General features: G+C 35.4%; 30 protein-coding genes and 1 pseudogene. 11 read left to right on the top strand and 20 right to left on the bottom strand.

Features of this window, described 5'->3' with window-relative positions; all coding sequences use genetic code 11:
- Positions 1–15: 15 nt before the first annotated feature.
- Both M1D73_RS18480 and M1D73_RS18485 read right to left on the bottom strand, forming a co-directional pair.
- A complete protein-coding gene (locus M1D73_RS18480) occupies positions 16–963 on the bottom strand; it encodes a 3'-5' exonuclease (protein WP_121868204.1) in 948 nt (315 codons plus the stop codon).
- 115 nt (positions 964–1,078) lie between these two features.
- On the bottom strand, positions 1,079–1,654 hold the full coding sequence (locus tag M1D73_RS18485; RefSeq protein WP_000269082.1) for a redoxin domain-containing protein: 576 nt from the start codon (positions 1,652–1,654) through the stop codon (positions 1,079–1,081).
- 195 nt (positions 1,655–1,849) lie between these two features.
- Between M1D73_RS18485 and M1D73_RS18490 the strand changes: the two genes are divergently transcribed.
- Positions 1,850–2,065 (top strand): hypothetical protein, encoded by a 216-nt coding sequence (locus tag M1D73_RS18490; RefSeq protein ID WP_016125104.1) that lies wholly within the window; start codon positions 1,850–1,852, stop codon positions 2,063–2,065.
- Positions 2,066–2,076: 11 nt separating this feature from the next.
- Entirely contained in the window at positions 2,077–2,409 is a 333-nt protein-coding gene (locus tag M1D73_RS18495; RefSeq protein WP_078214827.1) for a YmzC family protein, read from the top strand.
- 77 nt (positions 2,410–2,486) lie between these two features.
- On the opposite strand, the gene M1D73_RS18500 is transcribed toward M1D73_RS18495, so the two are convergent.
- Together M1D73_RS18500 and acnA are read right to left on the bottom strand one after the other, a co-directional pair.
- The gene (locus tag M1D73_RS18500) at positions 2,487–4,145 is read right to left on the bottom strand and encodes an ABC transporter ATP-binding protein (RefSeq protein WP_121868203.1); all 1,659 of its coding nucleotides are present in this window, start codon (positions 4,143–4,145) and stop codon (positions 2,487–2,489) included.
- A gap of 118 nt (positions 4,146–4,263) precedes the next feature.
- Positions 4,264–6,987, bottom strand: a complete 2,724-nt coding sequence (gene acnA / locus M1D73_RS18505; RefSeq protein ID WP_000238564.1) for an aconitate hydratase AcnA — start codon at positions 6,985–6,987, stop codon at positions 4,264–4,266.
- Between the two features lie 291 nt (positions 6,988–7,278).
- Between acnA and sspO the strand changes: the two genes are divergently transcribed.
- Entirely contained in the window at positions 7,279–7,428 is a 150-nt protein-coding gene (gene sspO / locus M1D73_RS18510) for an acid-soluble spore protein SspO (RefSeq protein ID WP_000518051.1), read from the top strand.
- 41 nt (positions 7,429–7,469) lie between these two features.
- Here sspO and pdaB read toward each other — a convergent pair whose 3' ends face one another.
- Both pdaB and M1D73_RS18520 read right to left on the bottom strand, forming a co-directional pair.
- Positions 7,470–8,195: a polysaccharide deacetylase family sporulation protein PdaB gene (gene pdaB, locus M1D73_RS18515; protein WP_002041622.1), complete on the bottom strand. Its 726-nt coding sequence runs from the start codon at positions 8,193–8,195 to the stop codon at positions 7,470–7,472.
- A gap of 46 nt (positions 8,196–8,241) precedes the next feature.
- Positions 8,242–8,505, bottom strand: a complete 264-nt coding sequence (locus tag M1D73_RS18520) for a hypothetical protein (protein ID WP_001146294.1) — start codon at positions 8,503–8,505, stop codon at positions 8,242–8,244.
- Positions 8,506–8,626: 121 nt separating this feature from the next.
- On the opposite strand from M1D73_RS18520, the gene M1D73_RS18525 reads away from it, so the two are divergent.
- The gene (locus M1D73_RS18525; RefSeq protein ID WP_000517649.1) at positions 8,627–8,749 is read left to right on the top strand and encodes a small acid-soluble spore protein P; all 123 of its coding nucleotides are present in this window, start codon (positions 8,627–8,629) and stop codon (positions 8,747–8,749) included.
- Positions 8,750–8,873: 124 nt separating this feature from the next.
- Complete coding sequence (locus M1D73_RS18530; RefSeq protein ID WP_000516748.1) at positions 8,874–9,254, top strand: Hsp20/alpha crystallin family protein; 381 nt, start codon at positions 8,874–8,876, stop codon at positions 9,252–9,254.
- 48 nt (positions 9,255–9,302) lie between these two features.
- On the opposite strand, the gene M1D73_RS18535 is transcribed toward M1D73_RS18530, so the two are convergent.
- Positions 9,303–10,541 (bottom strand): MDR family MFS transporter, encoded by a 1,239-nt coding sequence (locus tag M1D73_RS18535; RefSeq protein ID WP_000676808.1) that lies wholly within the window; start codon positions 10,539–10,541, stop codon positions 9,303–9,305.
- Positions 10,542–10,607: 66 nt separating this feature from the next.
- Positions 10,608–11,015 (bottom strand): hypothetical protein, encoded by a 408-nt coding sequence (locus M1D73_RS18540; protein ID WP_000965149.1) that lies wholly within the window; start codon positions 11,013–11,015, stop codon positions 10,608–10,610.
- A 137-nt stretch (positions 11,016–11,152) separates the two neighbouring features.
- Here M1D73_RS18540 and M1D73_RS18545 point away from each other — a divergent pair, with 137 nt between their 5' ends.
- Positions 11,153–12,355, top strand: a complete 1,203-nt coding sequence (locus M1D73_RS18545; RefSeq protein WP_151639600.1) for an alanyl-tRNA editing protein — start codon at positions 11,153–11,155, stop codon at positions 12,353–12,355.
- Between the two features lie 43 nt (positions 12,356–12,398).
- Here the strand turns inward: M1D73_RS18545 and M1D73_RS18550 are convergent, their stop codons facing one another.
- Positions 12,399–12,842 carry an NUDIX hydrolase gene (locus M1D73_RS18550; RefSeq protein WP_000432568.1) on the bottom strand — a complete coding sequence of 148 codons (444 nt, stop codon included), beginning with the start codon at positions 12,840–12,842 and terminating at the stop codon, positions 12,399–12,401.
- A 104-nt stretch (positions 12,843–12,946) separates the two neighbouring features.
- Here M1D73_RS18550 and M1D73_RS18555 point away from each other — a divergent pair, with 104 nt between their 5' ends.
- Complete coding sequence (locus M1D73_RS18555; protein WP_086401146.1) at positions 12,947–13,528, top strand: DUF6434 domain-containing protein; 582 nt, start codon at positions 12,947–12,949, stop codon at positions 13,526–13,528.
- An 8-nt stretch (positions 13,529–13,536) separates the two neighbouring features.
- Here the strand turns inward: M1D73_RS18555 and M1D73_RS18560 are convergent, their stop codons facing one another.
- The 7 genes and pseudogenes from M1D73_RS18560 to M1D73_RS18590 all read right to left on the bottom strand — a co-directional run bounded on the left by M1D73_RS18560 (position 13,537) and on the right by M1D73_RS18590 (position 19,540).
- Positions 13,537–14,628: an acetyl-CoA C-acyltransferase gene (locus M1D73_RS18560; RefSeq protein ID WP_086692766.1), complete on the bottom strand. Its 1,092-nt coding sequence runs from the start codon at positions 14,626–14,628 to the stop codon at positions 13,537–13,539.
- The gene (locus M1D73_RS18565) at positions 14,621–16,084 is read right to left on the bottom strand and encodes an acyl-CoA synthetase (RefSeq protein WP_481157935.1); all 1,464 of its coding nucleotides are present in this window, start codon (positions 16,082–16,084) and stop codon (positions 14,621–14,623) included. Before M1D73_RS18565 ends, M1D73_RS18560 begins: the two co-directional genes overlap by 8 nt.
- 66 nt (positions 16,085–16,150) lie before the next feature.
- A complete protein-coding gene (locus M1D73_RS18570) occupies positions 16,151–16,726 on the bottom strand; it encodes a biotin transporter BioY (RefSeq protein WP_001093349.1) in 576 nt (191 codons plus the stop codon).
- Between the two features lie 123 nt (positions 16,727–16,849).
- Positions 16,850–18,463 (bottom strand): long-chain fatty acid--CoA ligase, encoded by a 1,614-nt coding sequence (locus tag M1D73_RS18575; protein ID WP_000980172.1) that lies wholly within the window; start codon positions 18,461–18,463, stop codon positions 16,850–16,852.
- Positions 18,464–18,575: 112 nt separating this feature from the next.
- A pseudogene (locus tag M1D73_RS18580) lies at positions 18,576–18,716 on the bottom strand (helix-turn-helix domain-containing protein); the annotation flags it as partial.
- Between the two features lie 63 nt (positions 18,717–18,779).
- A complete protein-coding gene (locus M1D73_RS18585) occupies positions 18,780–19,340 on the bottom strand; it encodes a GNAT family N-acetyltransferase (protein ID WP_071740991.1) in 561 nt (186 codons plus the stop codon).
- A complete protein-coding gene (locus M1D73_RS18590) occupies positions 19,337–19,540 on the bottom strand; it encodes a hypothetical protein (protein WP_000810948.1) in 204 nt (67 codons plus the stop codon). The genes M1D73_RS18585 and M1D73_RS18590 overlap by 4 nt, the downstream gene beginning before the upstream one ends.
- Before the next feature lie 152 nt (positions 19,541–19,692).
- Here M1D73_RS18590 and M1D73_RS18595 point away from each other — a divergent pair, with 152 nt between their 5' ends.
- Both M1D73_RS18595 and M1D73_RS18600 read left to right on the top strand, forming a co-directional pair.
- A complete protein-coding gene (locus M1D73_RS18595; protein ID WP_000214341.1) occupies positions 19,693–20,502 on the top strand; it encodes a GNAT family N-acetyltransferase in 810 nt (269 codons plus the stop codon).
- A gap of 171 nt (positions 20,503–20,673) precedes the next feature.
- Positions 20,674–20,886 (top strand): CsbD family protein, encoded by a 213-nt coding sequence (locus M1D73_RS18600; protein ID WP_481157936.1) that lies wholly within the window; start codon positions 20,674–20,676, stop codon positions 20,884–20,886.
- A 23-nt stretch (positions 20,887–20,909) separates the two neighbouring features.
- Here the strand turns inward: M1D73_RS18600 and M1D73_RS18605 are convergent, their stop codons facing one another.
- From M1D73_RS18605 to M1D73_RS18615, 3 genes are read right to left on the bottom strand one after another with little or no spacing between them, the layout of a single operon-like run.
- Complete coding sequence (locus tag M1D73_RS18605) at positions 20,910–21,158, bottom strand: DUF2164 domain-containing protein (protein ID WP_000981066.1); 249 nt, start codon at positions 21,156–21,158, stop codon at positions 20,910–20,912.
- Positions 21,159–21,177: 19 nt separating this feature from the next.
- Positions 21,178–21,630, bottom strand: a complete 453-nt coding sequence (locus M1D73_RS18610) for a peptidoglycan recognition protein family protein (RefSeq protein WP_000404002.1) — start codon at positions 21,628–21,630, stop codon at positions 21,178–21,180.
- A 15-nt stretch (positions 21,631–21,645) separates the two neighbouring features.
- Positions 21,646–22,467, bottom strand: a complete 822-nt coding sequence (locus M1D73_RS18615; protein ID WP_002026192.1) for a protein phosphatase 2C domain-containing protein — start codon at positions 22,465–22,467, stop codon at positions 21,646–21,648.
- Between the two features lie 126 nt (positions 22,468–22,593).
- On the opposite strand from M1D73_RS18615, the gene M1D73_RS18620 reads away from it, so the two are divergent.
- The gene (locus tag M1D73_RS18620; protein WP_000251344.1) at positions 22,594–23,403 is read left to right on the top strand and encodes a YitT family protein; all 810 of its coding nucleotides are present in this window, start codon (positions 22,594–22,596) and stop codon (positions 23,401–23,403) included.
- Positions 23,404–23,422: 19 nt separating this feature from the next.
- On the opposite strand, the gene M1D73_RS18625 is transcribed toward M1D73_RS18620, so the two are convergent.
- Complete coding sequence (locus M1D73_RS18625; protein ID WP_000800772.1) at positions 23,423–23,794, bottom strand: VOC family protein; 372 nt, start codon at positions 23,792–23,794, stop codon at positions 23,423–23,425.
- A 236-nt stretch (positions 23,795–24,030) separates the two neighbouring features.
- Between M1D73_RS18625 and M1D73_RS18630 the strand changes: the two genes are divergently transcribed.
- Entirely contained in the window at positions 24,031–25,563 is a 1,533-nt protein-coding gene (locus M1D73_RS18630; RefSeq protein WP_078994814.1) for a BA3702 family sensor histidine kinase, read from the top strand.
- The last annotated feature ends 16 nt before the right edge of the window (positions 25,564–25,579 follow it).

Consider the following 25,579-nt stretch of genomic DNA (forward strand, 5'->3'; position numbering starts at 1 on the left):
TGCACACGGAGTTTTTTATACCATAATATTTAAATACTCTTTCAACTTTTCATCTGCATCCATTTCATTTTCTTTATAATCATGAAGCGCCTGTAATACAAAATCATACTGTTCTAAAATATAACTTTCTAATCTCATAACATCCTCTAAGCTATTAAGCATAATTCTCGTATTACCAACTTCACTTTTTAACGCTGGTTCACATTTTAAGCTTGTACATATTTCTTTCACATCTTCTTCTAATATCTCTGTTAATATATATTTCTTTCGCCCTTTTACCTTTACTCTCATAACTGGATAAAAAGCTTTTATATCTAAATAACTTCCTACGTTCATACAACGTAGCCATTCTACATTACGTTTATTACATGCAAGTATTTCTTTCACCGCTTCATATACCGCAGTTTCATCAAGCATAACCTTATTTACTTTTCGTTTCCCTTCTTCTTCAATAGCTGCACACTTTTGATAAACAGCAGCACACGTAATGCAATCGTCAAATGCATTATGAGAGCTTAAACGAATTCCAAGCATTCGCTTTAACGTTTCAAGTTTATGATTAGGCGCATGCTTCATGTATTTCTTCGCTAAAAATACAGTATCAATTACTTTATTTTTAGGTTCAGGCAACCCAAGCATATTTACATTACTTTTCAAAAAGCGCATATCAAAAGAAGCATTATGGGCCACAATAACATTTGTATGTAAAAATGCTAAAAATAAAGGTAATACCTCTTCAATCGTCGGTGCATCTGAAACACGATAATTGGTAATACCGGTTAAACTTGTTATTCGGTCCGGAATTGGCCGCTCTGGATTCACGTATGAAACAAATTGATCTACCAGTTCATGATTACGATATTTCACCGCTGCAACTTGAATAATTTTATCATTATAAGGGTTAAATCCTGTTGTTTCAAAATCAATTACAACATAATCTAACGGTAAGGATACATTCCCCACTCCATACACTCCTTTATCTCTAAACGATTATATTTCTTACATCATATCATGAAGTTATTACTACTTGAAAAAGAAAAGGCAGAAATGGGAACTCTCCACCTCTACCTTTTCACCATTATTTTAATTTAGCAACCCTTTTCTCCATCTCTTTTTGCGTCATCGGCCCAATAAACTTATCTTGAATGACACCTTTTGTATCTATAAAATACGAAGTTGGAATCGTAATTACTTTATACGCTGTTGTCACATCAATGTTCTTGTCCAATAAAATAGGAAAAGTAATTCCTTTTTCTTTAGCAAAATTGCTTACCTTTTCTGCCCCCCCACCTTTTTCTGAAGGCGTATAGTTGATTGCTAAAATTTCTACGTTTTCTTTATGTTCTTTATAGAAAGCCTCCATATCCGGCATTTCTTGTTGGCAAGGTCCACACCACGTTGCCCAAAAGTTTAAAATCACTTTCTTTCCTTTTAAATCTGATAGCTTTACATTCGTTCCATCTAACTTCGTTAATTCGAAGTCTGGCGCACTCTTCCCTATTTCAATACCATTCCTTGCGATAATCTCTTTCATCGCAGCTTCACTTTTTTCTTGCTTCACTTTTACCGCCTGCTCTTTATTACCAAACTGTTCATAAGCTGCATATCCCGCTAAACAAAGTAACACTACAATAATCGTAAGCTTCCGCCACATTTTATATCACCCTAACGTATTATCTTCTTTTAACACATTCATCAAAATACTATATACCTTATTTTAGCTTATACGGACAAGCTTGGAAATATTCAGAGTCGAAATAATCAGAATTTTCATAACCGAGATGAAATATTTACCTTTTTATCATATAATTAGAAATATATGTAATGTTTCACAATGAAAGGAGCTCCTATGAATTTATTTGAAAAAGTACTTCTATATATTCTTAGTTTTATATTTTCCCCAATCGGTATTATCACATGGATCATCTCACTATTCAGTAAAGACCCTGAGAAAAAACAAGTTGGTCGTATTTGTCTCTATATCGCTTTAATTTCATTTATCCTGTTAGCAGGCCTCGGTGTTCTTACTTTCTTCACGACGACCACCATCACTACTACAGAATAATTATAGAAAGGATGACTGTTTTGGGAGAACATCCAATTTACAAAGAACTTCGATATATACGAATATATTTAGTTGTTTTAGTGATTGTTCTTTTATTTTTTAACGGCAAACAAGTCGTTGAAATTTCTACAAATCATGATTCCATAGAAAATGTTCCCACCAGTAATATGACACAAATTGCGGAAAATACATTCGCTATTCAAGAATATAATCCATTACTAAGTAGCGAACATACAATTAAGATTTTCAAATATAATCCAGATACAAATCAACTTACTCTCGTCAAAGAAGTTAATTCTAGTGATCCGAATTCTTATACTTATCAACTTAATGAGAACGAATAAAGTGAAACTTTAATCAGCCCTCACCAATCGGGCTGCCCGGCAAATAGCGGAATAAAGATAAGGGCATTACATATCTCTTATCTTTTTGTTTGCAACTCTTTGTACAATGAGTTGCAATTTAATAATTCTCTAGGATTCCCACATTCCACAATAGTCCCATTCTTTATGACAACAACACAATCTGCTATCATCGCTCTCTCTACATCATGTGTTGCCACAATTCTCGTTACATTTCTCCCTATCCCTTCAATTATATTCCAAACCAGTTCTTGATTGCCTGGATCTAACCCAGCCGTCGGTTCATCTAAAATAATAAGAGTTGGATGTGATACAATCGCTCGCAATAATGCGAGACGTTTTCTTTCGCCTCCTGAAAGCTCTTCACCGCTTTTATGTAGCACAGTTTGACTCCCTTCAGGTAACCCTCTAATAATCGGCGTTACATTTATAAGTTCACTATTTTTTTCTAACTGATTTTCTAAACACTCTTCCCCGAAATACATATTCTCTGTTACCGTCGTTCGGAAAAAACGTGGTTCTTGCCAAACTGTAGTCATACGAGCTTCATTACCATAATAAGCAATGCTACCGTTAGATGGTTTATACAAGCCCGTTATTAACTTTAAAAGCGTTGTTTTTCCTGCACCGCTTTCTCCCACAATAATAACGAGTTCACCAGGACGAATTTGCAAATCAATATTACGAATTCTGCATTTCTCTTCGTCATTCTCCTGAAATGAAACATTTGTTATCCTGATACCCATCGCTCTTTCTACATTGTTATCTGCTGCTCGTTTATTTAAAAAGCAAAAAGTTCTATTTGCCGAAGCGACTGCAACTTGTGTCATTATTAATAAATCGCCTACATAACGGACAGGGAAAAAGAGCATCTCAATTGTCGCTAACACTGCAATGAGTGAACCAACTTCTATTTCTCCCCTCATTATTTTTTGTGCACCTATAATGAGAACAAGGATATATGCTCCTGTTTCAATCACCGTTCCAACTACTCCAATACAATGTTGCATCATCGTCTTCTTTACTTCCGATTTATACGATTGTGCCGTTACTCTTTTAAATAAGCGAATTGCCCATTTTTCTTTTTGTAAACTACGTAAATCTTGTACTCCTTTTACAAACTGTGACACCATCTCTACGACACTTGACTGATTTTTTTGAGCAATGCTTGCGATATTTCTTACCTTTTCCCCAAACAACATCGGAACTGTTGCACTTAAAAATAAAAACGGAGTTATCCACAATATGAACTGTATATCTATATGTTGTAGTGCTATGAACGCACCTATAAATTGCGCAATGGCATGTATATATTCTATTAATATAGAACTATATAACCTAATCCAATTCGGAATATCAGATACAACTAGCGTCTCTAACTCTCCTTGTTTAATTTTCTCACTCTCTTCAAACGGTAATAGGAAAAAATGGCGCAATACATCTATACGCTTCTCTCGTAATATTCGCTGACTCGCTTTTGAGCTTATATAATCAAATGAGAGGTTGTTCACCCACATCAACAAGCGGCAAACTGTAAACAAAGTAATGTAAAAATATGCTCCCTTCAACTCCCGTTGAATCAAATTATCTACAATTAGTCCCATGAATAGTGGCCGAGATAAATTTAAAATCGCTGCAAAAAGCCCACTACATACAGCTGCTATTACTAATATTTTTTCTTTCTGTAACGGTAACAAAATTCTTTTATATTCTTTCATGACGTTTCCTCCATTTTTTCACAGTAAAAAGAAAGGGATGAAACCAAATGGTTTCATCCCTTTCCATAAAATAAGGAAGCTAACAGTTGTTAGCTTCCTTCTCGTTCATTTCAATTATTTAGTTTGACACTTTTGACTCTTCAATTTTCTCACGAAGAACCATTTGCAGAATACCACCGTGACGGTAGTAATCAATTTCAACTTCACTATCGAAACGAGCTACTACTTCAAATTGTTTTTCGTTGCCATCTAAATCAGTTGCAACTACTTTTACAAGATCACGTGGTCTAACTGATTTGTCGATTTGAATTTCAAATGACTCGTTACCAACAAGACCTAACGTTTCAGCACTTTCGCCATCTTTAAATTGAAGTGGTAATACACCCATTAACACTAAGTTACTGCGGTGAATACGTTCGAAGCTTTCTGCGATTACTGCTTTAATACCTAATAAGTTAGTACCTTTCGCAGCCCAGTCACGAGAACTTCCCATACCATAATCTTTACCAGCAACAACTAGAAGACCTGTGCCATCTTCTTTATATTTCATAGCAGCATCATAGATTGATGTTACTTCACCAGTCGGCCAGTATGTTGTATATCCGCCTTCTGTTCCTGGTGCAATTTGGTTTTTAATACGGATGTTCGCGAATGTACCACGCATCATAACTTCATGGTTACCACGACGAGAACCGTAAGAGTTAAAGTCAACTGGTTGTACGCCGTTTTCTAATAAGTAGCGTCCAGCTGGTGTGTGCTTACCGATTGAACCTGCTGGTGAAATGTGGTCTGTCGTTACAGAGTCACCAAATTTACCAACTACGCGTAAGCCTGATAACGTTTCAACTTCACCTGGTTCTTTAGATAAACCTTCAAAGAATGGTGGGTTTTGAATGTATGTTGAATCATTATCCCAAGTATATAAAGCTTCGTTTGAAGTTTGGATTTCATTCCAACGCTCATTGCTATTAAATACTTGTGCATATTCTTTCTTGAACAGCTCAGATGTAACAACGCTTTGAACTACATCTTCAATTTCTTTAGCTGATGGCCAAATATCGTTGAAGTAAACAGCATTACCATTTGCATCTTTACCGATTTCATCATTTTTCAGGTCAATATCAACAGTACCTGCAAGTGCATATGCCACAACAAGTGGTGGTGATGCTAAGTAGTTCGCTTTTACAAGTGGATGAATACGACCTTCAAAGTTACGGTTACCAGATAAAACAGATGTTACTAATAAGTCGTTTGCTGCGATTGCTTCTTCTAATTCTGGCGCTAATGGACCAGAGTTACCGATACAAGTCGTACAGCCGTAACCAACTGTTTGGAAACCTAATTGGTCTAAATATGTTGTTAAACCTGATTTATCTAAGTACTCAGTAACAACTTTAGATCCTGGTGCTAATGATGTTTTTACGTACTCAGGTACTACAAGTCCTTTTTCAATTGCTTTCTTCGCAACTAGACCTGCTCCAATTAATACGTATGGGTTTGATGTATTTGTACAGCTTGTAATTGCTGCGATTGCAATTGCACCTGTTTTCATCGTTACTTCTTTATCTTCTAATGTAACCTTCACTTCTTTATCGAACTCTTGCTCATTAAATCCAAGTCCTTGTGTTCCAACTGGTGCTACAACAGCTTTGTGGAACGCATCTTTCATATCTGAAAGTGGAATTAAATCTTGTGGGCGTTTCGGTCCAGAAAGGTTAGATTCAATTGTATTTAAATCAATTTCAACAAGATCAGTGTAAATTGGATCTTTGCTGTCTGCTGTATAGAATAAGCCGTTCGCTTTACAGTATTCTTCAACAACGCGAATTTGTTCTTCATCTCTACCTGTTAAACGTAAGTATTCTAATGAAATATCATCGATTGGGAAGAATCCACAAGTTGCGCCATATTCTGGTGCCATGTTTGAAATTGTTGCACGGTCAGCTAAAGGCATGCTCTTTAGTCCATTACCGAAGAACTCAACGAATTTACCAACTACACCTTTTTGACGTAATACTTGTGTTACTTTTAATGCAACGTCAGTTGCTGTAGTACCACTTGGAAGTGTACCAGTTAATTTTACACCGATTACTTCAGGTACTGGGAAGTATGAAGGCTGTCCAAGCATTCCTGCTTCTGCTTCAATACCACCAACGCCCCAACCAAGAACGCCGATACCGTTAATCATTGTTGTATGTGAGTCTGTTCCAACTAATGAATCTGGGTATGCAACTAAGTCACCTTCAGCATTTTTCACCGCGTGAACAACTGGTGCTAAATATTCAAGGTTTACTTGGTGTACAATACCTGTAGCTGGTGGAACTGCGCGGTAGTTATCAAATGATTTCTGTGCCCAGCTTAAAAATTTATAACGTTCTTCATTACGTTTAAACTCTAAGTCCATGTTGAATGCAAGCGCGTCTGCCGTACCCGCTCTATCAACCTGTACAGAGTGATCGATTACAAGGTCTACAGTAATTTCCGGATTAATTTTATCAGGATCCCCACCCATGTCTGCCATTGCTTTACGAAGCGAAGCCAAATCAACAACAGCTGGAACACCAGTGAAATCTTGTAAAATTACACGAGATGGTTTAAATGGAACATCGATATCTTGCACATCTTTCGTTCCCCATTTCGCTAAATTTGTAACATGCTCTTCTGTGATTACACGTCCGTCTACTTGACGAAGTACTGATTCAAGTAAAACTTTCACGGAATATGGTAATTGAGATACGTTGCCAACCCCTGCGTTTTCAAGCGCTTTCAAATCATAATAATGATACGTTTTTCCATCTACTTCAAAAGTTGCGCGTGATTGAAATGGATTATGTTTGACCATTATGTTTCCCCCCTGTTAAACGTGACTAAGTTGTCTGAATATAAAATGTAGACAAACTTTTCAATACCTTACGATAATATCTTATTACAACTTTCTAAATAAGTAAATAATAAGAAACTTATAGATTATCATAAGTTTTCTTTATGTTTCTAAATTTGAATAGTGTTCATGTTCCTTATGAATACTATTACCATAAAGTAAAGTGCTCTATTAGCGCTTTCTTTACAGTTCATACATACTATGAACTGCTCATCATGCAACTTACAAAAAAAGTTATAGAGGTGAAATAAAATGGGTAAAAGAAAAGCAAATCATACTATTTCAGGAATGAATGCGGCATCTGCACAAGGACAAGGTGCTGGTTATAACGAAGAGTTTGCAAATGAAAACTTAACTGCTGCAGAACGACAAAATAATAAGAAACGCAAAAAGAACCAGTAACGAAAAATCCCAAAAGGAGCATTCACCTTTTGGGATTTTTTCTAATGTTTATAACGTAACAATTCCGAAACCGTTACAAATCGATAGCCCTGCTTTTTCAGTTCAGGTAAAATTTTTGCTAGCGCTGCTACTGTTTGACTACGATTATTTCCACCATCATGTAACAATACAATATCACCACTTTTTGCATTTTTCACTACATGATTTACAATGGATTCAACCCCTGGATTTGCCCAATCACGTGGATCTTGATGCCACGACCATAGAACAGTTTGATAACCAGCTTCTTTCGCTGTTTTAAATACAGCATCGTTAATATATCCACCCGGTGGACGGAATAGCAAAGGTTCTTTCACCCATTTTTCGAAAAATTTCTTTCCATCTAAAATATCATTTTCTAATTTTTCATCTGATGAATTACTCGCATACAAATGATTCATCGTATGATTTCCAATTTCATGTCCCTCTTTTAACACTTGTTTCACTAAATATGGATTACGCTGAACCCGAAATCCAATCATAAAAAATGTCGCTTCTGCTTTATATTGACGTAATAAATTTAAAATTTGTGGTGTATAAGTTGGATCCGGTCCATCATCAAATGTAATAGCAATAATCTTTTCATTATTAGGTACTTCCCATGTTACATAGCCAGTTGGTTCTAGCTCTTTTCTGAGCAACATTTTCGCTTCCACTTTTTCAACTTGAAATATATGTACTGCGCATAATAAAGAAAAAACGAGTAGAAAAATTTTCTGTTTTAGCATAATATTCGTTAAAGTAATGAGGTTGTCGAATACACAACAACCTCATTTACTTTTCTAATTGATCTACATGCTGCATAATATTTTGAAGGTTATTTTCGTATTGCTCAAGTTGTGGGCGTTGTGTTTCTGAAGCTACTTCTAGTGCATTTTGAATTTGTTCATACGCTTCCTGAACCTCTTGGCGTAATTCTTTTAAATCATGACCGTAGTTTGGATCATTTTTTACAATGTTGTTAAATGCATTTTCTGCTTGTGTAACACCTTGCTGAGCTGCTTGAAACGCTTGTTGTTTATCTTTATGATATGGCATTATATAATCCCCTTTCCATAATAGTTAGTCCCATTTATCTTTACCTTTTTTTCTAAAAACATTCTCGTATAAATTTGCAAACTTCTCTCATTCTAAAGAGGAAGAGGAGGTGTCACATACAATGGGAAAAAACAATCGTGAAGCGAAAGAAAAAAAAGGACAACCTGAACCATTAAGCGGATCTCATAAAGTAAAAAACCGTAACCATTCACGCCAAAAACATCATGCGCATCATGATATGTAAAACAAAAAGTGCACACTAGCTATCTTTTCCACATACAATGTTTATATTTTCCCATTTATTCTTCACCCCTACTTCATTCATGCATAACATAGTATGAATTGAGATTTCACGGAGGGTGTCTTACATGGGCAAGAAAAAGAAGGATTGTCTTTTTCATGTTGATGGTTTCGAAGAATGGATGGATCAATTTTGTTCTGACTCTTGTAGTAACTTTAGTTTCCCAAATCAAATTCATATTGACCTTTGCGAAACGGAACAAGAATACATTTTGGAAACAGATGTACCAAATGTAACTGAACAAAATGTAGTCATTAAAAAGATGAAGACAGGCCTAACCATTTGCATACTTCATAATAATATTTCTTTACAGCGGATCATTCCTTTACCCGATAATATTATTTATAAGAAGATGCTAGCCTGCTTAGAAAATGGATATTTAGCCATTCATATTTCCAAAAATGAAGTTGCTGATAAGCATGAAAAGAAAGTTCTTTTTTCAAATTAAGAGTTAATATAATACACACTAAGCCCCAGTTGGTTACTGGGGCTTATGTTATTTCGCATGCATTTCTATATTAGAATTTCTATCATATCTTTTTTTCGATAAACCTTTTGTAACTAAAAGCACAGGAAATGCCACAGTTGAAAATATAGCTAGTGCTGAAAATATTGCAAACCCATTTTGGTACCCGTAGTAATCGAGAAGTACTCCTCCAAACCACGGACCTATTACTGCTCCAATTCCCGAAAAACCCATCGCACCGAAGTATGTTCCTTTTAGATGCGCAACAGCAATATCATCAATAAATACATCCGTCATTGAAAACATTAAGACTTCTCCAATTGTAAAAATAATTGTACAGACGGCAGCACCTAGCATAGATTCTACTACTCCAAATCCAAACAATCCTCCGCTCACAAATAAAGTTCCAACCATAATGGATGCTAATGGTGTGTATTTTTTGCACATTTGAATAACAGGGTATTGGATAATCACTACAACAATTGCATTTAAAGCGAGCATATATGAGAATAGCTTCACTCCATCCTCAAATATATGTGCATTTGCAAAATATTGAGATACTGTCGTCGTTAAATGTGAAAAACCGCAATTACTCAAAATAATACCGACTAAAGCAACTAAAAATACTATATCTTTTCGCAATATACGCATTGCATTTAACATTGTAACAGGTTTTTCTGTACTCACTTTCTTTTTTTCCATTGGATACTTCTTAAATTGGAACGCTAATATAGCTGTATATAGAATATATACCCCAGCTGCTACTAAAAAAGGAATTGTTGATTTTGCACTTCCAATCTGTAATCCAACAATTGGTCCAATAGCAACTCCAACATTTATTGCACCGTATCGTAAGTTATAGACGAGTAACCGATACTCAGGCTTTGTTAAATCTGATAATAATGCTCTTGATGTTGGCTCAAAAAACGACCTACATAATCCATTTAAAGCGTTTAATAAAAAGAAAATTAAAACATGATCCGCAAGTGAAAAACCTATAAACACAAAAATCCAAACGATCATGGACCAGAGCATAATCGTTTTCCGGCCAAATCGATCTGATAAATTCCCTCCGATAAAACTAGCAAAAACACCAACAAGTGCACTCGTTCCGATAATAGCACCAGTCATTCCAGCTGATACACCTTTAACAGTCGTTAAATAAATCGCTAAAAAAGGGATACTCATTGAAGTTGCAAACCTAGCAAACAATGTCCCTAAAATAATACTCATTCCAAGCGGATGAATATGCTGTAACTTCCCCTTCATCGTTAAACCTACTCTCTCTATTTTCACAAAAAAAGAAAGCAAAGGATCTGCTTTCTTTTCCTTTTTCTATACTTGAGCTGTTGATACCCGAGTTGTTCTCGTTATGTCCATATCAATTCCATATGTGAACTGTAATTCTTTACACACATCTTTAATTAAGATTGCGACATTATACTTTTCATTAAATTGTAAAACTATGTTTTCTACTTCTTCATATGTATACTTATATTCCCCTGTAATGACACTTTTTAGATCAAAGCATTCGTTAATACAAAGTTGTACAAGTAGCTGGTCATATTTCTCTATTACATCTTCTTTCTTCCAAAGTAACTCTTTTACATATAATCGATCAAACTTCACACTTTCTCGATTACAATCCGTTAAAATCCGGGTCATTTCGTTTAATTCTCGATATAATTCGGAAATATTTCTACTTAAACTAAGCAGTTTATCTACGCCGTTTTCATATAACATATTCATTCCACCCCCGCATTTTCTTTTTCTTATTATAGCAAGAAAATTCTAAAAATAGTTTCTTTCTTCTGAAATATTAGGAAACTAATTTCAATTGCTTTACAATGAAACTAGTTAATGCGAGAGGAGAAAGAAAATTGGAGCACAAATTATATTACACTGACGCTTATAAGCAAGACTTTACTACTAAAATTATAAAGCAAGATTATGATAAAGGCGGTAACTTATACGTTGTTTTGAATGAAACAGCATTTTATCCGACAGGTGGCGGACAACCATATGATACTGGTACATTAAATGATATCAATGTAATCAATGTAGAAGAGATAAACGGAGAAATTCGTCATTACATTGCAGAACAATTACATACAGAAGACGTAGAAGGTAAAATCAATTGGGAGCGCCGTTTTGATCATATGCAGCAACATGCGGCTCAGCACATTTTATCTGCTGCCTTTTGGGACCATTTTAACATGCCTACAATTGGATTCCATCTTGGTAAAGAAACAGTAACAATTGATTTAGAAACAGAAAATCTTCATGCAGAAACGGTTGAAAAAGCAATACAAATTGCAAACAAAATTGTTTTTGAAAACCATCCAATCCGCATCCAGTGGATGAACTTAGAAGAAGCGAAAACGTTGCCCCTTCGTAAAGAACCGACTATGACAGAAAATATACGCGTTGTTATGATCGAAAACTTTGATTATAACGGCTGTGGCGGAACACACCCGAAACGTACTGGTGAAGTAGGTCCTATTCAAGTTCTTAGCTGGGAACGCAATAAAGGTGGCATACGACTAACGTTTATCGCTGGCTGGCGCACACTTAAATTAATAGGGCAGCAACAACAAATTATGAAGAATGTCTCCAAACAATTAAACAGTAGCGAAACTGATATTCCAACAAAAGTGGCGCAACTGCTTACTTCTCAAAAAGAAAACGAAAAAGCAATACAAACAATGAATGAAAAATTATTATTTGCAGAGGCAAATGAACTACTTCAACACCCTACGGAAATACATGCCGGCATACTTATTTCTAAAGTATTTACAAATCGTTCTATGCAAGAAATCGCAAAGCTTTCCGCTATTATTACAGAACAACAAGAGCATGCAATTACGTATTTCGTCATCGAAAATGATGACAAACTACAATGTATTCTCGCTTGCGGAAAATCAGTATCACTCGATATGAATGCTCTTTTAAAAGACGCTCTTCCTACAATCGAAGGAAAAGGTGGCGGAAATAAGAAGAGTGCTCGCGGTGGCGGGAAAGCAATTATGAGCGGAGATGAATTTTTAAATCAGCTTGTTTCTTCTTTACAGTCAACAGTTTAAAACATGTTATGAAGGATAGCGAACGGCTATCCTTCCCCTATATTTACAGACCTATATTTTGTTTCAAACCTTGATAACTCCCTGCATTTACAAAACCTTCACTTATAAGATTGATAAAAGTTTCCGAAAAACCATAATGACTTAAATCTTTAATCGGCACCATTTGCACATCATGAATTGGATTATGATCAAACTCGTTAGAAGGTAGCATAATTTCACCTTCAATCCTTTTAAGCAAAAACGTTATATGTAATAAAGACGGGCGAGCATCTGGTTTATCACAAACATAGAGTAGCTTCTGAATGTTAACTTCTAACCCTGTCTCTTCTCTCATTTCTCGAATCATTGCTTCCTCTAACGTTTCGCCATTCTCTGCTCTTCCTCCAGGTAAAGACCAATTTCGATTAGCCACTTTTTGCTTTACTAGCAATACCTTTTCATCTTCAATTAAAATTCCTGTAACACGAACTTGCATTACATTTTCCATATGCAATCTCCTCTTCCCATTATATTTACAAATTAACCCTCCCATAAAAAGAACATATGTTTTATAATTGAAGAAAATTATGGAAGAAAGTAGTTGTTACATTCATGCGTCCACCTTTAACAAAGTCTATAGCAATTGAAGATTTCCAAAACTATTATTGGCTAAAAGCAGAACTCCAAACATTTTGTCGTGAGAATGGGTTGCCAGCTAGTGGCTCTAAGATCGAAATAACCGATTGTATCTCACATTATTTAACTACTGGTAAAATATTAAAAAACAGCTCTGTTCAAAAGGTGAGTAAAGCTTCCCTATCCTATAAAGACCTTTCTCTTCAAACGATTATTACTAACAATCACCGCTGTAGCGAAGATGTTCGTGCTTTTTTCAAAGAAAAAATCGGAACAAACTTCAGCTTTACAGTAGCTCTTCAAAAATTTTTCAAAGAGAATGTTGGAAAAACATATGAAGACGCGATAGCTTTTTGGCATGAAGAAAACGAACGAAAAAAAGACCCTACATACAAAACAACTATCGGTGCACAATTTGAATACAATCGCTTTACTCGTGACTTTTTCGAAGATCCAAATAATAAAGGGAAAGCAAAAGCTGATGCGATTGCTGCTTGGAACGAAATGAAAGCGAAGCCTGGTAGTAATGTTTATGTTCCTCAAAAAGTAGAAAACTAGTTACCTCGCTAGTCTTCTATTTTCTCAAATAATAGCGCCATCCCTATCCCGCCTCCAATTCCTAATGTAGCAATTCCATATTTCATAGACTCTCTTTGAGCCTGATAAAACAAACGTGTTACAAGCATAGCACCAGATGCACCGTACGGATGACCGAGCGCAATTGCTCCACCATTTACATTTACTTTTTCGTACGGAATTTGTAACTCTTTTGCGCAAGCAACAACTTTTGAGGCGAATGCTTCATTTATTTCAAAATAATCGATGTCCTCTACTTTTACATTCATTTCGTTTAATAATTTGTTCACCGCAAATATCGGACCAGTCCCTGGAAGCTTGGGATCCACTCCCACTACAGCACTACGAACGAAACGAAGGACAGGTTTATAACCTAACTTTCGAGCTTGTCCCTCTTCCATTACAAGAACAGCACATGCCCCATCATTTACACCACATGAATTACCTGCCGTCACTGTTCCATTTTGTAAAAATGCGGGCTTTGTTCTTTTAATGATTCGTTCATAATTCATTTCTGGCTTTATAGATTCATCTAATAATCCATTAAAAGAAAATATTTCATCATGTATATATCCTTTTTCTAACGCTTGCAGTGTCCGCTTATAACTAAGACAAGCATACTCGTCTTGCATTTCTCTCGTTATATTATAACGCTCCGCAACATATTCAGCCGCTACTCCCATGTCAGGATCACCAATTGTTTCAGGTGAAAATCGTGCTCTTTTTTGAAAAGGTGACGTACTTGTACTCTCTACTCCCCCGGCGATATAACACTTACCTGCTCCGCCTTGAATGAGATGACACGCAGTTCGAATTGCTTCTAAACCAGCACCACATTGCCGATCAATCGTTACACCAGGAATATGATAGCCAAGTCCCGCCTCTAAAGCAGATAGTCTCGCAACATTCCCTCCTGGCCCAACAACATTACCTAATATGACATCATCTATTTCCCTCTCAATCCCTTTACTTAAAAACGTAAGAAGCAGCGTTGTTAATTGCTGAACTTCATACTCTTTTAACATCCCATTCTTCTTACCAATAGGTGTTCTTTTCGCCTCTACAATGACTGCTCTATTCATATATTTTCTCCCGGTTTTCAATCATACTTTTTGCTTCCATACGAGCGATTTTCCCACTATTTGTATAAGGTATTCCATCTACAAAATGCCATTCTTTCGGTATTTTAAAAGAGGATAATCTCTGTAAGCAAAAACTCTTTAATTGTTGTTTCGTAGCACTTCCTTTTACGATCGCGACGGGCTTTTCACCCCAGTAACTATCTTTCACACCAATTACAACTATTTCATCAACAGCTGGGTGTTCATGTAATACACTTTCTATTTTTTCTGGATAAATATTGATTCCTCCAAATAAAATCATATTCTTCTCTCTACCAACAATATATATAAAGCCTTCTTCATCTTCATAGCCTACATCTCGCACTGTCATCCAACCTTCTGCATTCAACTCCCGTGTTAAAACCCCATCTATTATGTATCCCATAAAAAACTGATCACTTTTCACATAAACAGTTCCTATTTCACCTTTTTGTACTTCTTCGCCTGCTTCATTACATATTCGAACTTGCACATTATGACAAGGTTTTCCTACTGAATTTGGCCTTCTTTCGCTTTCTGCATCGACTAGTGCTGTTACAAAACTTAACTCTGATGCACCATAAAATTCATATCTTTTCGCATAAGGAAATATATTCTTTATTTTTTCTTTCGCTTCAGCTTCCCATTTCGCTCCTGATGAAATAATTTTCATTTTATTTTCTATTAATCTATTTTCTTTATATAAAGATTCAAGCATTGTCGGAACTGTATACATAACCGATATATTTTCAGTTTCTAACTTATCTAATACTTGATTCGGAATGAACTTTCTCATAATGTGCACTGTTTGTCCTACATATAATGCACTTATTGCCCCGTATAAGAAAAGAGAATGAACGAGCGTCCCAGCTATTAAAATTGAATCCTCCCTTTTCATATGAAAGTCATGTACATTACAATCAAAACTATGAACCCACGATTGCTGTGCACGTAAAAATGCTTTTGCTGTTCCTGTTGATCCTGATGTAAATCCCATATAAAAAGGAGCATGTTGTACACTTTCTACAGTGGAATATGTAGGAAGATATTTCTCTATCATTCTTTTCCACTCATCAATTTCAATTACTCTTCCTTCTTCATCCAATAGATCATTCACCTTATATCGTTCTGTCACAATCATATCCGGATTACTAATTTCAATTCTTTCTCTGAGCTCATCTTGTTTCCACTTTATATCTAACGGAACACAAACCCACCCGGCCATAGCGGCACCAGAAAATAGTTGTAAAAACTCTATACGATTTTCTAATAGGATTGCTATCGTTTTATTCTTCGATTTTTTTTCATTTAACCAGCTTGCTACTTTACAAACTGATTCAAACCACTCTTTATATGTTAAAACTCTATCATTTTCCTTTATCGCTATTTTATTTGGTTGTAAAGAGGCATGCTTTTTATATTCTTTTGTAATCCCCATATGAGACGTCCTTTCTTTACAATAATAATAAAAAGAAACACGCAATTAACGTGTTTCTTCCCTTTATCATCCCGCATTTGTATATTTTCCATTCTTTAAAGCGGGCGTAATAATATGTTTCAATGAACGATGTAATTTTGTTACGAGAACTGCCGCAATAATTGCTTTTATACAATCCCCTGGTAAAAACACAGCACTCACTTTCATTGTCTCCCATACAGAAACATCCATTAAGAACGCTTGTACAGTAATACCAAATACATAAACTACGAAAATACCACCAATTATATTAATACATAATACTTTTATAATAGAAACTTCACGTAAACGCTCAATTAAATAACCAATAACAAACGCCCCAATGATGTAACCAAGTAAATATCCTGCACTTGGTCCAACAAATACACCAAGGCCACCGCGTCCACCAGCAAGCAATGGTGCTCCAACTCCTACAATAAGTAAGAAAATAAGCTGACTTAACGCACTTAGACGTGATCCTAACAACCCACCCGCAAGCATAACACCGAGTGATTGCAATGTAATTGGAACTGGTGTAATAGAAAGAGCAATCGGAGGTATTAACCCTAACACTCCCATAATAGAACTAAATAAAGCGACAAAAACTAAGTTTTTTGTATTCATATTTGCTTCTCCTATTTGTAAACTTAAAATTTATTTTAGGTAACATATTACAAAAATTATATTATCTTTCCCCCCCTCTTTTGTCAACCATTAATGTATTAGAGTTTACAAATAGAAGTTCACTTATTTCTCTCTATGCAAATGCTCCAGTTCTTTCCGAAGCGCCTGTTTTAAAAACTTCCCAACAGATGTTTTCGGTATTTCTTCCATAAAGACAATATCGTCTGGCAACCACCACTTCGCAAACTGTGGTTTTAAAAACTCATATATTTCTTCTTTTGTAACCGTACTATTTTTCTTTTGAACAACGCAGGCAATTGGTCGCTCTTGCCACTGAGGGTGAGGAACTGCAACGACAGCCGCTTCAAATATAGCATCATGTGCCATTAAAGCATTTTCAAGATCGACCGAAGAAATCCATTCTCCCCCGCTTTTAATAACATCCTTCGTACGGTCAACAATTTTCACGCAACCTTCCTCATCCACTGTGACAACATCACCAGTATATAACCATCCATCGCGAAAACCTTCGACAGTACGATCATCGTTATAATAGCTTTCAGCGATCCAAGGTGCTCGTAAACATAGTTCTCCCATCTCCGTACCGTCCCACTTCACTTCACCATTTGTACCGACTACTTTCATCTCTACACCAGGGACAAGATACCCTTGTTTGGAGCGAATTTCTAGTTGCTCTTCATACGATAATTCCGTTTCATAACTTTTTAAACGTGCAAGTGTTACGAGTGGACTCGTTTCAGTCATACCATATGCATGTATGAACGGAACATTATGTTTCTGTTCAAATGCTTTAATAACACTTTTCGGCGCCGCTGCACCTCCGCATAGTATTCTCGTCATACTAGATAAATCGTAACTATTATTTTCTAACTCTTGTAATACACCGAGCCAAATTGTCGGCACACCGGCAGCTAACGTCACTTTTTCAGATTGGATCATTTCTAATAAAATTTTCGGCGTAAACATCGGTCCTGGAAGAACTTGTTTTGATCCAAACCAAGTAGCAGCGAAAGGAAGTCCCCAAGCATTCACATGGAACATCGGTACAATTGCCATCGCCGCGTCACTTTCCGATAAAGCAGCTGTATCCGCTAAACCGAGTGCCATGCAATGCAGTACAGTACTACGATGCGTATATACAACACCTTTCGGATTTCCTGTAGTCGCTGACGTATAACACATACCAGCTGGTGTATTTTCATCAATATCTTTTACAAATTGGAAATTGGGATCGCCTTCTTCTAATAGCTTTTCATAATGATATACAGGCTTCAGCGTAGTGTTTGGGAGTTCATCTTTATCAGTCATAATAATGTAAGCTTGTACAGTTGATAATTGTGATTGAATATTTTCAACAAGCGGTACGAGATCTTCATCTATAAGTAGAATTCGGTCTTCTGCGTGCTGAATAATGTATGAAATATGTTGAGGAGATAAACGAATATTAATTGTGTGTAAAACGGAAGCAATACCAGGAATAGCAAAATACGCCTCCACATGTCGATGATGATTCCACGCTAACGTTCCTACACGTTCGCCTTCCTTAATCCCAAGCTTTTTTAACGCACTAGAAAGTCTTCTCGTCCTTTCTCCTAGCTGCTTATACGTTAATGTCGTAATGGTATCATGTGTGCGAGAAACAATTTCTTTCTTTGAAAATAACTTTTCTGCTCTTTCCATCATAGAACTAATTGTTAGCGGTACATTCATCATCATATTGGTTACATCCCCCTTTAAAGCGTTTTCATTTTTTCGTTTATTATAACAGACTTCCGCAAATGATTACGACATTTTTCTGTATTTTCTGAATTATTTCTTTGGAAATAATTCAGAACGATAAACTATCTACCTTTTTTCTTACTTTCTTTTTCAGTTTAAAAATAAAACGATTACTGTATTCCTTATTTTCTACTAAAATTCGATATATCTCCCATACTCCTAACACACGAACAAAAAGATAAACTCCGATTTGTTGTTATCAAAATAAAAAACTCCTTGATTCATTTAAAGGAGTTTTTCAATGTAAGATATTTCATTGATTCATATATCCTTCTCTAGATATAAAATATCTTTTTGTATCGCGATTCTTACCTTTAATAAACATATCCTTCTGAATTGTATATTTGTACTCCATATTCAAACGTTTCATTAATTTTTCAGATGCTTCATTTTCTGAATCACATCCCGCTTCAATACTATTAAGATGCAACTCATGAAAACCATAGTAGAAAAAAGCTATTGCAGCCTCCGTGGCTAATCCTCTTCCCCAATATTTTCGAGATAAGGCGTATGCAATTTCTGCTGTATGTGTGACCAAATCATATTTTATAAATCCACACGTGCCTATAAGTTTTTTCTCCTCTTTTAATACAATTCCAAGAGGTGCTACTTGCCCTTCATTATATTGCCCCACAATTTCTTCTACATAGTTATATGTGTCACATAACGATCGATGAGCATCCCATACAGTAAAAGTTGTCATCTCTTTATCTGTAGCATACTCATATATATGTAAACTATCACTCATATTCATTTTCCTTAACATAAGTCGTTTCGTATACAACGTTGGATATGACCATTTCTCAATGATCATAACGGCTTCTGCTTAAACTTTTCATAATGTCGTACTTTTAATAGAAGGATATTCCCACAATCTGTACAAATATACGCATCCACCGGTGAAGATGTGAACATCGTTTCCTTTTTCCGTATTTGTGCATATCCGACAAACTCACCTTCTCCTATGTTTTGAGAACCACAATTAGAGCATGTCTGCACGGTTTTTTGTTTCATGAGAGCACCACCTTTAATCTGTTTCCACTCCCTTCGACAGCTCACTTCCATTTCCCTTCCAAAAAAACTCTTATTCTCTCACATTTCAACAGGAATCTCAAAACAAAAATCGTATATGTACTATGAAATATATTTATTAACGGAGGAATTTTATGACTACTGTTATGACACTCGATATAGCAACAGAAATTGAAAATGCAGAAATTGACATGCTCTCTTCTAGATTAGAGAGACTACAAACAATAAGCGGAAACCCAATGCAAGTGCAAATGAAAAAATTCGGTAGCGCCACTGCCTTTTCATCAAAAATAATTGCTGGTCCTGCTTTTAATACAGTAAAAGGTATTACAAATGCAGATGCGATTGATGCAATCATTTCTTATTATGAATCACTACAAATCCCTTGTCGTTTTGAAATTACCCCAGCACAAGGTACAACTGAATTATTTCAATACTTATCTCAAAAAGGGTTTTATCAATCTAGCTTCCATACTGCTTTGTATAGTATACCGAGAGAGGGTTCATCACTTCTTCCTTCTAATATTACAATACGAAAACTAAAAGAAAATGAGTTTGATATTTTTGCAGACATTTATGTACGTGGATTTAATATGCCATCCTTTACAAAAGATAGTGTGCGCCAAAATAATGAAATTCTTTACAATGAACCAGGGTGGCATTTTTTCATAGCTGAAGTTCAAAATATCCCTGCTGGTATTGGTGTCCTGTATATAAATAAGGGTGTCGCATCATTAGCTGCTTCTGCTACTTTGCCAGAATTTCAGCGTAAAGGCTGTCATACTGCATTAATTCAAAAACGAATTAAGAAAGCTATTGAATCCAATTGTACTTTAATAGTTGGACAAGCAAGGTTCGGTAGCGGCAGTCAAAATAACATGGAACGTGCTCACATGAAAATCGCTTATACAAAATCAATATGGACCGCAAAAGACATATTATAATTTACTTTATTTCTCCTTCCGTTACATTTTTAAACATTTTATGACAATTCCTTTTCTATCCTATTAATCATTTGAATATTCAAACTAGATTTGTTACGCTATTACTAGATACATCATTCAACTTGCAATATGAAAAGAGAATTCTAATCAAACTACAAGGAGGAGAAATGTATGACTAAACATGATCATGGTTTAAAAGAAAAAGTAGAAGGTGCCATTGATAAGGTAAAAGGTGAAGTAAAAGAAGTTGTTGGGAAAGTAACTGACAATAAAAAATTACAAGCTGAAGGAAAATGGGATAAGGTGAAAGGCACTGCTAAAGATACAGCTGGTAATGTGAAAGAAAAAGTACATGAATATAAGGAACATAAGAAAGAAAAATAAAAAAGAGCCCATCGGCTCTTTTTTTATTTCCCTTCATTTTTCTCTAACACGTATAAATCTTCTTCCATATTCGTTAATTTCTCACTTACAAGCTTTCTTGCATCTCCAATTGCTTGATTGTATGCAAATGGTCCAACTAATTTAATCATTTCTTCTATTAAACGCTCTGCTTGGAAACGCCCAATTTCATCTAGATCTTCTTCCATGAAAAATTGCTGAATTTGCGCTACAAGCTCTTCTTTTTTATCATTTGGTATTTTTATATTCATCATCGTTGTTACTCCTCTATATTTAAGATAATATCTTCCTTAACTCTACCATAGAAAAACGATTACCAGGACAGCTTTTTGTAACTCCTTCTAACTCCCTATGACCTAGTATATTTTCTTTCTTTATAGCAAATTGCTTCATAAACATTTTGCATAAAGAATATAATGCATTCACTTGCGGGGGAGTGGGATCGTATTTATCGAAATTTCCCGTCATACATATTCCAATTGTATGACGGTTATGGTCTTTCGCGTGCGCTCCAATATGTAAACCTCGCCCTTCCACTACAGTTCCATCCTTTTCGATAAAATAGTTGTAACCAATTCCGCTCCACCCCCTTACAGTTTGATGAAATTCATGCGTTTTATACACGTCCCATCCATCTTCAGCTGTATGGTGAATAATCAGTTTGTTTACTTTTTCTAAAGGAACTAATTCATCTTGAAATGTTAGATTGACACGTTTAATTTCCATTTGAACTGCCTCCTCTTAAAAATCAATCATAATAATCGTTTTATCATCTGGCCTTATTCTCTTTTCCGCTTCTAGCTCTTCAATAATTGCTATATATTCGTTTATACTATTCTTTCTTATATATGCAACAGTTTGTTCTAATGACCAATCTGGGTGAAATAACCCGTCTGAACAAATAAAAATCCCACTCACTTCATCTGTATGTAATTCACCATGTTGTAAATAATGTATCGCTTCTTTCATTCCATTTGCAACTGAATAACCATTTGGCATATTTGCAAGATAACGATTGTATTTTAACTGTTCTCGAACATCTTGAAAAACATATTCTTCTGGTACAGATAACCCTTTTTTACGATCTTCTTCCCTCTTCTTTTTTGCTCTTTTACTAATTCCTTCAACTGTGTCTTTCGTTAATACTTGCATCGTTCCATTTTGAAAAGTTGCGACAATCATACAGTCCCCAAGCTGCGCATATTCAATTTTCTCACCAACTATTTGGACTGCCGCGATACATGTGCACCACAAATGCTCTTTTTTTCTCGTGTCTACTTCATATTCTAACATTTTGCTTTGCAATACTTCATTTGCTTTGGCAACTGCAAATTGTAAACTATGATTCTCTCGTAATGCAGTAAAATAACTTGCAAATAAATGCGAAGCGATGTATGCTCCATTATGTCCCTTTTCATCACGAAACGGGACAAGTGGTGTTGCACCGTCACATACACCATAAATCTTTTTTTCTTTATTACAAAAATAAGAATCCTCACATTCTTGCTTCAACGGGCTTTTCTGTTGATATGTTTTTATCTTCACAACTGTATCCCCTTTCAAATGATAAAATACTCAAATTCTTTTGATTAATCTAATTTACCTAAATAAACTGTTTTTACCCAAAACTTTCAATATCATATATAATCTTGAAATAATATGAATTTTTCAGTGAAGGACGGGAAAGAAATGGTCAGATTCCTTGGTGTTATTATCGGTTCTATTATTATTGCGGTTGCCTTTAATCTTTTCCTTATCCCCCACAAAATTTTAAGTAGTGGAATTGGCGGTATTGCTATTATTTTAGGGATTGTAACCCCTGTAAACACAGGCATTATTAACTTTGTATTAAACTTACCTATCCTTATTTTAGGGTACATAGGTCTTGGAAAAAAAGTAATTTTTAACACAGTTGTCTCTGTAGTTGTATTATCTGTTGCATTATACTACGTTCCAGTAAAAGTCGTAGCAACAGATCCATTGTTATCTTCTATCTTCGGAGGTGTAATCGCCGGAGCTGGTATTGGTCTTGTTTTTAACTGTAATGGATCCACTGGTGGATTTGATATTATCGGTATGCTTTTATCCCGCAAGCGAGACATTAAACTTGGCGGATTCCTTATTATTTTAAATGCAGTCGTTGTAATAATCGCAGGATTCTTCTTCACCTGGGATGTTGCACTTACAAGCTTACTTTCAATTTATGTAACTGGTAAAGTAATTGATGCTGTTCATACAAAACATCGTAAAGTTACACTTATGATTGTAACAAATGAAGCAGAAAAAATGAAAAAACAACTTCTTTCAACTGTTGTACGTGGAATAACGTTACTTGATGGCGAAGGTGCTTATTCAAGCGAGAAAAAGCGTGTACTTATGACCGTCGTTTCTCGTGAAGAATTAGCAAGTATGAAACTAACAATTTCTGAAATCGACCCGAATGCATTCGTTAATATTACAGAAACTGTAGAAGTGTTAGGACTTTTCAGAAGAAGTTAAAGACTAGGTGGGAATCCACCTAGTCTTTATTTTGCATAAATTCAATTCGGTTTCCAAATGGATCTGACACGTAAAATCGAATTACATCTGGCCTTGCATAATCATCAATCACTTTAACACCTTGCTCTATAAGTGTTTGCTTAAATTCATTAATTTCATTCACATAAAAAGCTGGATGAGCCTTTTTAGCTGGTGTAAAGTTCCGCTCGACACCAATATGGATTTCTTGATTTCCGCATTTAAACCAACATCCACCTCGTTTTTTCAACTCTTCTGGCTTTGGAATTTCTTCCATACCAATCGTATTCCCATAAAAATCACGCGCCTCTTCTTCACACCCTACAGGTGCAGCTACTTGCACGTGATCAATCCCTTGAATATAATTTTTCATTTTCTCTCCCCCTCCTCTACCCTAATGTTATACGGAAAACAACCGTCTGTAACTTACAAAAGGTTTATAAAACAATATAAGCTCCCCTTATTACCATCCTGCATTCACCTTGCAAAAAATAAAAAAAACAAAATTTATTCTATAACTTCCATTTTTTATAGAAATACACATTACATCTATATTATAGTTATGAATAGACAAATCTTTTTAGATGCTATTTGTACGGAGGAACTATTATGAGTCGTAAAAAATATTCACCAACTCAAAAAAAACGTCATCCGAACATTTCTAGACGTTTGCGAAACCATATACAAGATCGTTCATTAACAGAAATGTACGCATCTCTGTTCGAACACAATCCTGATAGTATTATTTCATTAAATTTAGAAGGAGTTATTCTACATATAAATCCTTCTGCCGAAAGAATATTAGGTTACACTTCTTTAGAATTAGAACAGAAAAATATTACCTCTATTTTAGAAGCCCATATTTCTGAGCAAGTATTACAAAATATAAAGAATACTGAAGCGGATAATCAACAAGAGTATATCTTATCTATTTATCATAAAAATGGATTCTTATTAGATGTTGTGACAAAACTAGTTCCTATTTTTGTTCAAAATCGTCTTACTGGCGTATATGCTATTATGAAGCCGCTTGAAAAATCAGAAAGAATTGAGAATATGCTAAAAGAAAGTGAGAAGAGATTACGTACATTAGTAAACTCCATGCCTGCGTTTGTTATTTTTAAAGATCATGAAGGGCGCTGGCTTGAGGCAAATGATTACGCACTTTCTTGCTTCAATTTCCATCATGTACCTTACCACGGGAAAAAAGATAGCGAACTCATTCAATATAATGAAGCATACCGAGAAGCTTTTTTACATTGTGAAGAAATCGATGAACTAGCATGGCAACAAAGACAAATTCTTCATGGCGAGGAATTTATTATACATAGAGATGATTTCAATCTAATCTTAAGTATATCAAAAGTTCCGCTTTATCATCCTGATGGTTCTCGCAAAGGTCTTATCGTGATGGGGAGAGATGTTACTGAGCTAAAAGAAACTGAAAAGTTACTACGAAAATCAGAGAAGCTCGCAGTAGTCGGACAACTGACAGCTGGAATTGCCCATGAAATTCGAAATCCACTCACTTCTCTAAAAGGTTTTCTAACGTTGCTCCTCCCTGAAATAAGTGAGGAGCAGAAATGGTATATCGATGTTATGTTAAGTGAGATTTCACAAATGGAATCCATCACGAGTCAATTTATGGCGATGTCTAAGCCACAAGTATTATCTATCCAAACTTGTAACATACAAACTTTAATTGAAGAGGTAGTTACATTTATTTTACCGACTGCAATTATGCATAGCGTTCATATCATCATGGATCATTTTGATTACGTATATGATATTCAATGTGACGGTAACCAATTAAAACAAGTTTTTATAAACATATTAAAAAATGCGATAGAAGCAATGCCAAATGGCGGAAATATTTTCATCCAAACAAAACCATTAGAGGATAATTTCATCTTAATACGAATTATCGATGAAGGTTGCGGCATTCCTGAAGATCGTATCTCCCGTCTAGGCGAACCTTTTTATAGTTTAAAAGAAAAAGGCACAGGACTAGGATTAATGATGTGTTACAAAATAATTGAAGAACATCATGGTAGATTACACATTTCAAGCGAATTAAATAAAGGTACGATTGTTGATATTGAGCTACCACTTTCTTCATCTCATCTTGCAATCCAGTCTTAAATAAAAAAGAAGCATC

The sequence above is a fragment of the Bacillus sp. PK3-067 genome (assembly GCF_056738645.1).

What these genes read in the sequence shown, in the direction of transcription:
- M1D73_RS18565 (WP_481157935.1), bottom strand. Translation starts at nt 16,084, where the DNA reads ATGGGGATTACAAAAGAATATAAAAAGCATGCCTCTTTACAACCAAAT.
- M1D73_RS18605 (WP_000981066.1), bottom strand. Translation starts at nt 21,158, where the DNA reads ATGATGAATATAAAAATACCAAATGATAAAAAAGAAGAGCTTGTAGCG.
- M1D73_RS18495 (WP_078214827.1), top strand. Translation starts at nt 2,077, where the DNA reads ATGACTGTTTTGGGAGAACATCCAATTTACAAAGAACTTCGATATATA.
- sspO (WP_000518051.1), top strand. Translation starts at nt 7,279, where the DNA reads ATGGGTAAAAGAAAAGCAAATCATACTATTTCAGGAATGAATGCGGCA.
- M1D73_RS18560 (WP_086692766.1), bottom strand. Translation starts at nt 14,628, where the DNA reads ATGAATAGAGCAGTCATTGTAGAGGCGAAAAGAACACCTATTGGTAAG.
- M1D73_RS18530 (WP_000516748.1), top strand. Translation starts at nt 8,874, where the DNA reads ATGGGCAAGAAAAAGAAGGATTGTCTTTTTCATGTTGATGGTTTCGAA.
- M1D73_RS18630 (WP_078994814.1), top strand. Translation starts at nt 24,031, where the DNA reads ATGAGTCGTAAAAAATATTCACCAACTCAAAAAAAACGTCATCCGAAC.
- M1D73_RS18490 (WP_016125104.1), top strand. Translation starts at nt 1,850, where the DNA reads ATGAATTTATTTGAAAAAGTACTTCTATATATTCTTAGTTTTATATTT.
- M1D73_RS18610 (WP_000404002.1), bottom strand. Translation starts at nt 21,630, where the DNA reads ATGGAAATTAAACGTGTCAATCTAACATTTCAAGATGAATTAGTTCCT.
- M1D73_RS18620 (WP_000251344.1), top strand. Translation starts at nt 22,594, where the DNA reads ATGGTCAGATTCCTTGGTGTTATTATCGGTTCTATTATTATTGCGGTT.
- acnA (WP_000238564.1), bottom strand. Translation starts at nt 6,987, where the DNA reads ATGGTCAAACATAATCCATTTCAATCACGCGCAACTTTTGAAGTAGAT.
- M1D73_RS18525 (WP_000517649.1), top strand. Translation starts at nt 8,627, where the DNA reads ATGGGAAAAAACAATCGTGAAGCGAAAGAAAAAAAAGGACAACCTGAA.
- M1D73_RS18540 (WP_000965149.1), bottom strand. Translation starts at nt 11,015, where the DNA reads ATGTTATATGAAAACGGCGTAGATAAACTGCTTAGTTTAAGTAGAAAT.
- M1D73_RS18555 (WP_086401146.1), top strand. Translation starts at nt 12,947, where the DNA reads ATGCGTCCACCTTTAACAAAGTCTATAGCAATTGAAGATTTCCAAAAC.
- M1D73_RS18625 (WP_000800772.1), bottom strand. Translation starts at nt 23,794, where the DNA reads ATGAAAAATTATATTCAAGGGATTGATCACGTGCAAGTAGCTGCACCT.
- M1D73_RS18550 (WP_000432568.1), bottom strand. Translation starts at nt 12,842, where the DNA reads ATGGAAAATGTAATGCAAGTTCGTGTTACAGGAATTTTAATTGAAGAT.
- M1D73_RS18535 (WP_000676808.1), bottom strand. Translation starts at nt 10,541, where the DNA reads ATGAAGGGGAAGTTACAGCATATTCATCCGCTTGGAATGAGTATTATT.
- M1D73_RS18595 (WP_000214341.1), top strand. Translation starts at nt 19,693, where the DNA reads ATGACTACTGTTATGACACTCGATATAGCAACAGAAATTGAAAATGCA.
- M1D73_RS18600 (WP_481157936.1), top strand. Translation starts at nt 20,674, where the DNA reads ATGACTAAACATGATCATGGTTTAAAAGAAAAAGTAGAAGGTGCCATT.
- M1D73_RS18590 (WP_000810948.1), bottom strand. Translation starts at nt 19,540, where the DNA reads ATGAAACAAAAAACCGTGCAGACATGCTCTAATTGTGGTTCTCAAAAC.
- M1D73_RS18500 (WP_121868203.1), bottom strand. Translation starts at nt 4,145, where the DNA reads ATGAAAGAATATAAAAGAATTTTGTTACCGTTACAGAAAGAAAAAATA.
- pdaB (WP_002041622.1), bottom strand. Translation starts at nt 8,195, where the DNA reads ATGCTAAAACAGAAAATTTTTCTACTCGTTTTTTCTTTATTATGCGCA.
- M1D73_RS18485 (WP_000269082.1), bottom strand. Translation starts at nt 1,654, where the DNA reads ATGTGGCGGAAGCTTACGATTATTGTAGTGTTACTTTGTTTAGCGGGA.
- M1D73_RS18570 (WP_001093349.1), bottom strand. Translation starts at nt 16,726, where the DNA reads ATGAATACAAAAAACTTAGTTTTTGTCGCTTTATTTAGTTCTATTATG.
- M1D73_RS18585 (WP_071740991.1), bottom strand. Translation starts at nt 19,340, where the DNA reads ATGATCATTGAGAAATGGTCATATCCAACGTTGTATACGAAACGACTT.
- M1D73_RS18575 (WP_000980172.1), bottom strand. Translation starts at nt 18,463, where the DNA reads ATGATGATGAATGTACCGCTAACAATTAGTTCTATGATGGAAAGAGCA.
- M1D73_RS18520 (WP_001146294.1), bottom strand. Translation starts at nt 8,505, where the DNA reads ATGCCATATCATAAAGATAAACAACAAGCGTTTCAAGCAGCTCAGCAA.